This window comes from Dongia deserti, from assembly GCF_003574735.1.
GTDB classification, from domain to species: Bacteria; Pseudomonadota; Alphaproteobacteria; order Dongiales; family Dongiaceae; genus Dongia_A; species Dongia_A deserti.
The window spans coordinates 44202-54568 of sequence record NZ_QORW01000029.1 but is presented as its reverse complement, the minus strand read 5'-3'; the positions used below and the strand labels follow the sequence as shown (position 1 = coordinate 54568).

At 64.9% G+C, this 10367-nt stretch carries 11 protein-coding genes; 5 read left to right on the top strand and 6 right to left on the bottom strand.

Annotated features, from left to right (window positions below; genetic code table 11):
- Positions 1-141: 141 nt before the first annotated feature.
- On the bottom strand, positions 142-1164 hold the full coding sequence (locus DTX69_RS28310; protein WP_119304946.1) for a fumarylacetoacetate hydrolase family protein: 1023 nt from the start codon (positions 1162-1164) through the stop codon (positions 142-144).
- Positions 1161-2291, bottom strand: a complete 1131-nt coding sequence (locus DTX69_RS28305; protein ID WP_119304945.1) for a homogentisate 1,2-dioxygenase — start codon at positions 2289-2291, stop codon at positions 1161-1163. The genes DTX69_RS28310 and DTX69_RS28305 overlap by 4 nt, the downstream gene beginning before the upstream one ends.
- An 84-nt stretch (positions 2292-2375) precedes the next feature.
- Between DTX69_RS28305 and DTX69_RS28300 the strand changes: the two genes are divergently transcribed.
- Positions 2376-2831 carry a MarR family winged helix-turn-helix transcriptional regulator gene (locus tag DTX69_RS28300; protein ID WP_284736127.1) on the top strand — a complete coding sequence of 152 codons (456 nt, stop codon included), beginning with the start codon at positions 2376-2378 and terminating at the stop codon, positions 2829-2831.
- A 113-nt stretch (positions 2832-2944) separates the two neighbouring features.
- Here DTX69_RS28300 and DTX69_RS28295 read toward each other — a convergent pair whose 3' ends face one another.
- Both DTX69_RS28295 and DTX69_RS28290 read right to left on the bottom strand, forming a co-directional pair.
- Positions 2945-3148 (bottom strand): cold-shock protein, encoded by a 204-nt coding sequence (locus tag DTX69_RS28295; protein WP_119304943.1) that lies wholly within the window; start codon positions 3146-3148, stop codon positions 2945-2947.
- A 305-nt stretch (positions 3149-3453) separates the two neighbouring features.
- The gene (locus tag DTX69_RS28290) at positions 3454-4389 is read right to left on the bottom strand and encodes a LysR family transcriptional regulator (RefSeq protein WP_119304942.1); all 936 of its coding nucleotides are present in this window, start codon (positions 4387-4389) and stop codon (positions 3454-3456) included.
- Positions 4390-4695: 306 nt separating this feature from the next.
- On the opposite strand from DTX69_RS28290, the gene DTX69_RS28285 reads away from it, so the two are divergent.
- The 4 genes from DTX69_RS28285 to DTX69_RS28270 all read left to right on the top strand — a co-directional run bounded on the left by DTX69_RS28285 (position 4696) and on the right by DTX69_RS28270 (position 8408).
- Positions 4696-5148, top strand: coding sequence for a (2Fe-2S)-binding protein (locus DTX69_RS28285; RefSeq protein WP_119304941.1), 453 nt, complete (start codon positions 4696-4698; stop codon positions 5146-5148).
- 9 nt (positions 5149-5157) lie between these two features.
- Positions 5158-7344: a xanthine dehydrogenase family protein molybdopterin-binding subunit gene (locus tag DTX69_RS28280; protein WP_119304940.1), complete on the top strand. Its 2187-nt coding sequence runs from the start codon at positions 5158-5160 to the stop codon at positions 7342-7344.
- Positions 7345-7405: 61 nt separating this feature from the next.
- Positions 7406-7792, top strand: a complete 387-nt coding sequence (locus tag DTX69_RS28275) for a c-type cytochrome (protein ID WP_119304939.1) — start codon at positions 7406-7408, stop codon at positions 7790-7792.
- A gap of 187 nt (positions 7793-7979) precedes the next feature.
- Positions 7980-8408 (top strand): DUF4112 domain-containing protein, encoded by a 429-nt coding sequence (locus DTX69_RS28270; RefSeq protein ID WP_119304938.1) that lies wholly within the window; start codon positions 7980-7982, stop codon positions 8406-8408.
- On the opposite strand, the gene DTX69_RS28265 is transcribed toward DTX69_RS28270, so the two are convergent.
- Positions 8384-9871, bottom strand: a complete 1488-nt coding sequence (locus DTX69_RS28265; protein ID WP_119304937.1) for a tripartite tricarboxylate transporter permease — start codon at positions 9869-9871, stop codon at positions 8384-8386. The genes DTX69_RS28270 and DTX69_RS28265 overlap by 25 nt on opposite strands.
- Positions 9872-10363 (bottom strand): tripartite tricarboxylate transporter TctB family protein, encoded by a 492-nt coding sequence (locus tag DTX69_RS28260; protein WP_119304936.1) that lies wholly within the window; start codon positions 10361-10363, stop codon positions 9872-9874.
- Between the last annotated feature and the right edge of the window lie 4 nt (positions 10364-10367).

Below are 10367 nucleotides of genomic sequence, written 5' to 3'. Positions count from 1 at the left end.
CGTGTCAATGCCAATGCGGATAAGCTTATCCATGGACGGCTCCCTTCAATGAGATCTGCAACGACCTCATTCTGGCACATCGATGCCGCGCGGGGGCCGTCCACACCATCACGAGTTTCGGCGCGCAAGGACTGCGCTGAGCTACGACTGCCGCTGGTATCGCACCACCTCCTGCTCGATCGCGCCGAACAGGCTGTTGCTGTTGGCGCCCAGCATCTCGATGCGCACGCGGTCGCCGAACTTCATGAACGGGGTCTTGGGGCTGCCGGTCAGCAGCGTCTCCACCGTGCGCTGCTCGGCGATGCAGGAATAGCCGGCGCCGCCTTCCGACACGGGGCGGCCCGGCCCCCCGTCCGCGCCTTTGTTGGAGATTGTGCCGGAGCCGACGATGGTGCCGGCGGCAAGCGGGCGCGTGCGCGCGGCGTGGGCGATCAGCTGGCCGAAGTCAAACGTCATGTCGATGCCAGCATTGGGCCGGCCGAACGGCTGACCATTGAGATGCGTGATGAGCGGCAGATGGACCTTGCCGTCGCCCCAGGCCGCCCCCAACTCGTCCGGCGTCACGGCGACCGGAGAGAAGGCGCTGCTCGGCTTGGACTGGAAGAAACCGAATCCCTTGGCAAGTTCGCCCGGAATGAGGTTGCGCAGCGACACGTCATTGACCAGCATCAGCAGCTTGATGTGGCTGCGGGCTTCATCGGCGCCGACGCCCATCGGGACGTCGTCGGTGATGACCGCGATCTCCGCCTCGAAATCGATGCCCCACGCTTCGTCTGCCATCTGGATCGGATCGCGCGGGCCGAGGAACGAGTCCGATCCACCCTGGTACATGAGAGGATCGGTCCAGAAGCTGGGGGGCATCTCCGCGCCGCGCGCCTTCCTCACCAGCTCGACGTGGTTCACGTAGGCCGAGCCGTCAGCCCATTGATAGGCGCGGGGTAGGGGCGCGGCACACTGCTCCGGCACGAACTCCTCGACGCCTAACCACTCGCCGGCTTCGAGCCCGCGCGCTTCCTCCTCCAGCATGGGCGCCGAAACCGCCCAGGAATCCAGCGCCTGCTGCAAGGTCGTCGCGTCCCGTGCCGCCACGCAGCGTGTCAGATCGCGGCTGACCAGGTGGAGCCTGCCGTCGCGACCGCTCATTTTCAAAGTCGCGAGCTTCATGCGCCGGGTGCCTTCCAGCTGTCGACATAGCCGGTCCACTCGATTGCGCTCGCTGCGTCGCCGACTTGCAGCGCGTCCCGCGCGTCGAGCATCACGGCATATTCGTCGGTCGCGGGCTTGGCCGACTTGAACGCGTTCTTCAGCGCCTTGGGATGCGGGCCGTGGGTGAAGCCGCAGGGATGGAACGTCATCATGCCCGGCTTGATGTTGTCGCGGCTGAAGAAGTCGCCGGCGTGATAGAACAGCACCTCGTCGTAGTCGTCGTTGTTGTGGAAGAACGGCACCTTCAGCGCATCCTCCGCGGATTCGAACGGCCGCGGGCAGAAGGTGCAGACCACGAAGCGGTTGCCGACGAAGGTGGTGTGCGCCGATGGCGGCAGGTGATAGCGGTGGCTCGTCAGGGGCCGGATATCCGCGACATTGATGCGCACCGGCGCCAGGTCGCCTTTCCAGCCCACCGCATCGAGCGGATTGTAGGGGAAGGTGACGGTAGAGATGGCACCACCGCGCTTGATCTGCACGCGCCAGGTGCCGGGGCCCTGCTGCTTCAGGAACGCATCGTCGATCTTCGGCGTATCCAGCATCGCTGGATCGAAGATGGCATGCGGCCCGACCAGTCCCTTCTCGGGCAACAGGTAGGAGCCGTTGGTCGCCTCGATCAGAAGGGCGGTCGTCGGCGCGGCGCTCTCGATGCGCCACATGGTGCCGCGGGGCAGCATCACATAATCGCCCGCCTTGATCGCGAGGTGGCCGTAGTCGCAGTAGAGCTCGCCTCGGCCTTCATGCACGAACAGCAATTCGTCGCCGTCGCCGTTGCGCGCGAGCGCTTCCATGTGCTGCGGCACCCGCCAGAAGCGCAGCTTCACGTTGGCGTTGGAGAGAATCGTCGCGGAATCCCACGGCGAGCTGTGACCGCCTCCGATCTTGTTGAGGTCGAAGGCGCGGGGCTTTAGCGGCCCTTCCCAATCGACCCAGCCGGTCGGGGGGTTGCGGTGATACATGTGCGTGGCGGGACCGAAGAACCCTTCCTTGCCCAGCTCCCGCTCGTAGGTGCCGGTAGGCAGCGACGCATGAGCCTGGCGCGAGGCATTGCCTTCGACGCGGGGAAACGAGATGTAGGTCTTCAAAGCGACTCTCCTCCGGCTTGCCGGATGAAATTCGATCCATTACGATCGTTTCAAATGAAACGAATGTCAAGGAAAGCCTTCCGAGTGAAACGATCCCCCGGCTTCGATCTGGAAAGCTTCCTGCCTTATCGGCTGTCGGTCACGACCAACCGGGTGAGCCGGGCGTTCGCCGCGCAGTATCAACAGGAATTCGGCATCTCGATTCCCGAATGGCGCGCCATCGCCGTGCTCGGCGCCTTCGCGCCGCTCTCCTCCAACGGGATCGTCGAGCGCACTGCCATGGACAAGGCCAAGGTAAGCCGCGCCGTCGCCAACCTCCTGAAGCGCGGCCTGATCGAGCGCGAGCCCCACGCGACGGATCAGCGCCTGATCCAGCTGACGCTGAGCAAGGCCGGGCGGAAGATCTATGAAGCCGTGATCCCTCGGGCGCGCGCAATTGAGGCCGAGGTAACGAAAGGATTGTCAAAGGCCGACATCGCGCACCTGCATTGGACGCTGGATCGCATCAGCGCACGGCTGGATGAGACTGAATCAGAGTGAGAGAACACGCTCCGACCCTGACAAACGGGACGGCTGATGCGCGAACACGCAAAAGCAAAAGCCCCGGCGTTTCCGCCGGGGCTTCGCACGATCCGAAGATCTTTGGGTGGCAGTTAGGCCAGCTTCAGGTTGCCGGCGGCCTGCTTGCCGCGCTCGCTCACGACGTCGAAGCTCACCTTCTGACCTTCCGTGAGGCCGGGCAGGCCGGCGCGCTCAACGGCGGTTACGTGCACGAACACATCACGCGAACCGTCGCTCGGCTGGATGAAACCGAAGCCCTTTTGCGCGTTGAACCACTTCACGGTACCAGTAGCCATTCTCGTCTCCTAGGCTCTCTAGGCATGCGATATCGATGCATGCCGTTTCTCGTGCCGCGCGACTGCCGCACGGCGTTTGCAACAACCTGATTTTTGGGTAGCGACTTGATCAGGCACCGTCGGGAGAACCGTCGGCACGAATAGCCAAGGCAGGCCAAAACTCGATTGCGCGGACCATATGACACTGTGCCTAGGCGGCAGTCAATCGAAAATCAGATCCCGTTGCCTCCGCCAAAACTTTGAAAATGCTCACTAAAAGGTGCAGTTCGGGGTACGGCGCTCGCGACATGTTTGCTTCGCGGTGTCTAGGCCGCAGCGCCCCACTCGCGGCGGCCGGCCGGTAACAAATTATTCACGAGCCAATCGACCGCGGGATCGCGTGCCGACAGCGGCCCCTGCATCGCCGCCATCTCGTAGCCGGGCATCGCGATCGGTGTGTCATAGATCGAAAGGCCGAAGGTCGGGGCATAGGCCTTGGCGAGGCCCTTCGGCACGGTCACCAACACATCCGAAGCGGCGGCGGTGGCGAGTGCGGCCAGGAATTGCGGCAAGGCCGCGACCACGCGCCGGCCCTTGCCGACCTTTTGCAATGCTTCGTCGACCGGTCCATCCAGATCGCCGACCGGCGAGACCAGCAGATGGTCAAGCTTCACGAACTTGCGCAGCGTGAGGCCGCCGCGCAGCTTGGGATGCTTCTTGCGCGCGACCGTCACGAAGCTCTCTTTGGCCAGGACGCGGCGGCGGAAGCCTGGCGGCGCTTCATGGAACACGGCGATGGCGATATCAATCTGGCCGTCGGCGAGGCTGCGCAGCGCCTCCGCCTTGGGCAGCGCGATGAAGGAAAGCTGCACACCCGGCGCGTGTCTGGCGATCACCTCGATCAGGTGCGGCGCCAGCATGGTGACGCCGAAATCCAGCGCCGCGATGCGGAAGGTGCGGCGGATGCTGGCGGGATCGAACGCGTCCCGCTCGATCGTGCGGGTGAGGGCCGCGATGGCGGCATTCACATCATCCAGGATGGCGATGGCGCGGGGCGTGGGCCGCACGCCGCTCGCGTGGCGCAGGAAGAGCGGATCCTGAAGTATGTCGCGCAGCCGCGCCAGCGCGTGGCTGACGCCCGACGGCGTCAGCCCCAGCCGGTGCGCGACGGTGCCGAGCTTGCGGGTGCGCATGGCCTCCGCAAAGACCAGTAACAGCGTGAGGTCAAGCCGGCGGAGTTGAACCTGGCCGAAATTGTTCATGATGCTTTTTCAATATCACGGCAATTGGTTTGGCGATACCCTGCCTCATCATCTTGAAGCCAAACGGCGTCGGCGGGCTGCAAGACCACGTCGACGAGGTGGGCTCTTGCGTGACTCGCGTTCGCTGTCTGGCGCTGCGCCGGAAATTTTCCGCGACAGATGAGGAACGCGCGCGATGGGATCTTGCACTCACGCGCTTCGCTACCCAAATCGCTCAATCACCGGCGCGGTGCCTGGGACCGTCAACCGCTCGGATGATTCCATCCCACTCACATTTCCGCACCGTCTGCGTACAGGGAGAGGTCGATGAAACTTGACATCAACGGGCAAGTCCATGAGGTCGATGCCGATCCGGACATGCCGCTTTTGTGGGCAGTTCGCGATATGGTCGGATTGACAGGCACCAAGTTCGGTTGCGGCATGGCGCAATGCGGCGCCTGTACCGTGCATCAGGACGGCGTGCCCATCCGCTCCTGCATCACGCCGGTCTCCGATGTCGAAGGCACGAAGATCACCACCATCGAAGGCCTCAACGGCAAGGTGGCGGAGGCGGTGCAGACCGCCTGGACTGAGCTCGACGTGCCGCAATGCGGCTACTGCCAGTCCGGCCAAGTGATGGCGGCGACCGCGTTGCTCACCGAGAACCCGAAGCCGACCAATGCCGACATCGATGCGGCGATGAGCGGCAATCTCTGCCGCTGCGCCACCTATCAGCGCATCCGCGCCGGCATCCATGAAGCCGCCAAGATGCTGGGATGAGGTGACACCATGCTACCCCTCAAGCTGAAAACCGAGACGTTCAAGCCCAGCCGCCGTCAGTTCCTGATCGGCGCGGCGGCAGCAGGCGCCGGCCTTTCCATCTCGTTCCGCGTGCCGGGCGTGCGAGCGGCAGGAGCCACGCCCACTCCGAATCCGTTCAACGCGTATGTCACCATCTCGCCCGACAACACGGTGACGATCCTCTCGGCCCACATGGATATGGGCCAGGGCTGCTATCACGGCATCGCCACTCTGGTGGCCGAAGAGCTGGAGGCGGACCGCAGCCAGCTCGTTGTCGTCGGTGCAGCCGGCAATCCCAAGCTCTATGGCAACATCGCCTGGGGCGGTGAAGCGCAGGGCACCGGCGGGTCCTCCGCCATGTTCTCGTCCTTCGACCGCTACCGCAAGGCAGGCGCGCTGGCGCGTACCATGCTCGTGAAAGCGGCGGCCGAGCAGTGGGGCGTGCCTGTATCGGAGATCAAGGTCGAGAAAGGCGTGCTTTCCCACGGCAGCGGCAAGCAGGCGACCTTCGGCGAGCTGGCCGATGCGGCGGCAAAGCAAAAGGTACCGGCGGATGTCGCGCTGAAGCCGCGGCAGCAATGGAAGCTAATCGGCTCGGAGGAGTTCCGCCGCATCGATTCCCGTGAGAAGTCGACCGGCCGGCAGGACTACACCATCGACGTGAAGCTGCCCGGCATGCTGACGGCGATGGTGGCGCATCCGCCCCTGTTCGGTGCCACGGTCAAAGGCTTCGATGCCGCGCCGGCCAAGGCGGTGAAGGGCGTCGTCGATGTCGTGCAGATCTCGCGCGGCGTCGCCGTGGTAGCCGAGAACACCTGGGCCGCCATGAAAGGGCGTGAGGCCCTGAAAGTGGAATGGGACGACAGCGCCGCGGAGAAACGCGGCTCGGCCGAGCTGTTCGCCGAGTATCTCAAGCAGGCGGACCAGCCCGGCGAGGCGATCGCCGCCAGTCGTGGCGACGTCGAAGGCGCGATGAAGCGGGCAACCAAGATGATCGAGGCGACGTACCAGTTCCCGTACCTGGCACACGCTGCCTTGGAGCCGTTGGATGCTGTCGCGTATAAGAACGGCGATGTGCTGGAAATCTGGGGCGGGCACCAGATGCCTGATCTCTACCAGGCCGCCGCCGCGGAGATCGCCGGACTCAAGCCGGAGAACGTCCAGCTGCACGTGATGAAGACTGGCGGCGGCTTCGGCCGGCGCGCGGTCACCGATGCCGACGTCATCACCGAAGCGGTGGAGACCGCCAAGGCGATCGACTGGAAGGCGCCGGTCAAGGTGCTGTGGACGCGCGAGGACGACATGCGCGGCGGCCGCTACCGCCCGCTCTTCGTGCACAAGGTGAAGGTGGGACTGGACGACGACGGCAACATCGTTGCCTGGCACCACCGGCAGGTCGGTCAATCGATCCTGATCGGCACGCCGTTCGAGGCGATGCTGGTGAAGGACGGCGTCGATGCCACCTCGGTGGAGGGCGTCTCCGACCATCGCTATGCGGTGGAGAACTTCCGCTCCGAGATCGCGAACGCCAAGGTCGACGTGCCGGTTCTGTGGTGGCGCTCCGTCGGGCACACCCACACGGCCTATGTGATGGAGACGATGATCGACGACATCGCGCGGCAGACCGGCAAGGATCCGGTCGACCTGCGCCGCGCGCTGCTCAAGGATCATCCGCGGCATATCGCGACCTTGAACCTTGCCGCGGAAAAGGCCGAGTGGGGCAAAGAAATGCCCCAGGGCGTGTTCCGTGGCGTGGCCCTGCACGAATCCTTCGGTACCGTGGTCGCTGAAATCGCCGACATCCGGATGCAGGACAAAGGCGCCTTCAAGGTCGAGCGCGTGGTGTGCGCGGTCGATTGCGGCACGGCGATCAACCCCGATCAGATTCGCGCGCAGATGGAGGGCGGGATCGGCTTCGGCCTCGGCTCCGTCCTGCATGAGGAACTCACGCTCACCAAGGGCCAGGTGGATCAGACCAACTATGATTCCTATCTGCCCTTGCGGATCGAGGAGATGCCGAAGGTCGAGACCTACATCGTCCCCTCCGACGCGCCGCCAAGCGGCGTCGGCGAGCCGGGCGTCCCGCCGATCGGACCGGCGGTGGCGAACGCGCTGGCCGCTGCGACCGGAAAGCGCGTTCGCATCTTGCCATTTGCCAAAGGCCTCTCGGCCTAGCTAGCATTGAAGCCGCCCGGTGTCCGCGCCGGGCGGCTGGCTCCCATCGAAGAGGTCAATCATGATGCTGCGTGCGATGATGGCTGCCGTGGCGCTCTCGGCCGCTGCGGCTCCGGCGATGGCAGCCGATCCTGCCGCCGGGGAAAAGGCATTCGCCGTGTGCAAGGCGTGCCACCGTGTCGGCGAAGGCGCCAAGAACGGCGTGGGTCCCATGCTCAATGGCGTGGTCGGCCGGCAGGCTGGCGCCGTCGAAGGCTACAACTACTCCGACGCCATGAAGGAATCCGGCATCACGTGGGATGAGGCGAACCTGGCCGAATACATCAAGGCGCCCAAGACGAAGGTGCCGGGCAATAAGATGGTGTTCGCCGGCGTGAAGGACGACGCCAAGATCGCCGACATCATCGCCTACCTCGACCAATTCAACGCCGACGGCACGAAGAAGTAGCGTATAGCTGCCTTTCGCGGACGTCCGTGGCGAGCACTCGTCGTCCCGGCCCAGGCCGCGATCCAGTGCTCAACGGCCGTATGCCGGAAGCATAGACCCGGGCTCCAGGGGGTGACTTGCACGATTCGTCTTGAACCTGTTCGACTCTCCCTGCGACCAAATGTGATGAAGCGTGGTAAGCTGCGTCATGCGACCGCGGATCGATAGCACCGGTCCGACCGACCAGCGCATTGCGGCGCTGAAAGGCCGCGAGGAGGCCCAGCGACGGCTGCGTCGGCTGGCGCGCCTGATGGATTCGCAGTTTCGCGTGCCGGGCCTTGGCGTCCGCATCGGCGCGGACGCCATCCTGGGGCTGGTGCCCGGGGTGGGCGACGTGCTGTCCGGCGCCGTCGGCGCCTATCTCATCTACGAAGCGCACCGGCTCGGAATTCCTCGCTCCGCCCTTGTGCGCATGATTGCCAATGTCGCGTTCGACACCGCCGTCGGCGCACTGCCCATCGCGGGCGATATCTGGGACTTCTTCTTCCGGTCCAATCAACGCAACATGCAGATCCTGGCGCGCCATGTCGGCGGGCTGCCGATCGATGTGCCTTACGAGGACGCCAAGCGTCGTTGACGCAGCCGCAGCAGGAACGGCGCGACGATGATCAGCGCCGCGATCGCCAGCAGGGTCGCGGAGATCGGGTGGGTGAAGAACACCGTGTAATCGCCCTGGGTGATGCTAAGGGCGCGGCGGAAATTCTGCTCGGCGAGCGGGCCCAGGATCATGCCGATGATGGCGGGCGCGACCGGGAAATCGAAGCGCCGCATCAGATAGCCGACGATGCCGAAGATGAACAGCAGGCCGAGATCGAACACCGATTGGTTGTACGAATAGACACCGAGCGTCGCGAACACGAGGATGCCGCCATAGAGCAACGGTGTCGGAATAGCCAGCAGGCGAACCCACATACCGACCAGTGGCAGGTTGAGCAACAGCAGCGCGATGTTGCCGAGATAAAGGCTGGCGATCAGGCCCCAGACGAGCGCGCTGTTGCTGGTGAAGAGCAGGGGCCCCGGCTGCAGGCCATATTGCTGGAAGGCTGCCAGCAGGATTGCCGCGGTGGCGGAGGTCGGCAGGCCGAGCGTCAGCAGCGGCACCAGCACGCCGGCGACGGCTGAGTTGTTCGCGGCCTCCGGCCCCGCCACGCCTTCGATCGCGCCCTTGCCGAATTCCTCCGGCCTCTTCGACATCTTCTTCTCGAGGAAATAGGAGAGGAAGGTCGGGATCTCAGTACCGCCGGCCGGCAGCGCGCCGAACGGGAAGCCGAGGAACGAGCCGCGTACCCACGGCTTCCAGGACCGTGCCCATTCTTCCTTGGTCATCCAGAGCGAGCCCTTGATCGGGATGACCTGGGCGCTGCGCAGTTCCGGGCGCGACGCGACATAGAGCGCCTCGCCGACCGCGAACAGGCCAACCGCGACAACAGTGATGTCGATGCCGTCGAGCAGCTGCAGGATGCCCAAGGTGAACCGCGCTTGCCCGGTCAGGGCATCTGTGCCGACCAGCCCGATGGCAAGACCTAAGAACAGGCTGATCATGCCGCGCAGGCGCGAAGTGCCGAGCAGGCCGGAGACGGTGGTGAAGGCCACCACCATCAGCGCGAAATATTCCGCGGGCCCGAACTTCAGCGCAAGCTTGACGACGAGCGGCGCCAGCACGGTCAGCAGCACCGTGCCAATAGTGCCGGCGACAAAGGAGCCGATGGCAGCGGTTGCCAGCGCGGCCGCGCCGCGGCCCTGGCGCGCCATCAGGTTGCCCTCGATCGCGGTGATTATCGAGCCGGTCTCGCCCGGCGTGTTGAGCAGGATGGAGGTAGTGGAGCTGCCATACATCGCGCCGTAATAAAGCCCGGCGAACATGATGAAGGCACCGGTCGGGTCAAGGTGCGCCGTGACCGGCAGCAGCAGTGCGATGGTGAGAGCGGGGCCGATACCCGGCAGGATGCCGATCGCCGTGCCGAGCGTCACGCCGACCAGGCACCAACCAAGGTTGACGACGGTGAGAGCCGTGGCGAATCCGTCGAGCAGCGCGCCCATCTAGTCTTCTCCGAAGAACAGGCTGCCGGCAGGCAGATTGAGCCCGAGTACATGGACGAACCCGACATAGGCGACGACGGCGATGGCGATGGCGATCAGGGCATCGCGCAGATAGCGTCGGCTCCCGAAGCCATAGGCAACGCAGTAGAACAGGATGGCGGCGGTCGGCATGAAACCGAGGAGCTCGAACAGCAGGATCTGCTGGATGAGGGCGATCGCGATCGCGCCGATCGGCAGCCAATCGGTGCGATCCTCTGCGCTTGCGCGTGACGGCGCCGGCCCGGCCGCCTGCATCGCGCGCCAGTTCTGCCAGGCGAGCAGAAGACCAAGCGCGGTCATGATGCCGCCGACGAGGTTCGGAATGACCCGCGGACCGACCTTGGCATAGACCGGCGAGACGCGAATCTCGCCGGTCTCCCACAAAAGAAATGCGCCGAGGGCGGCAATGCCGAGACCGAGCACGAGCTCGGCTGCTGCCGCCCCCCGCTTCATCACG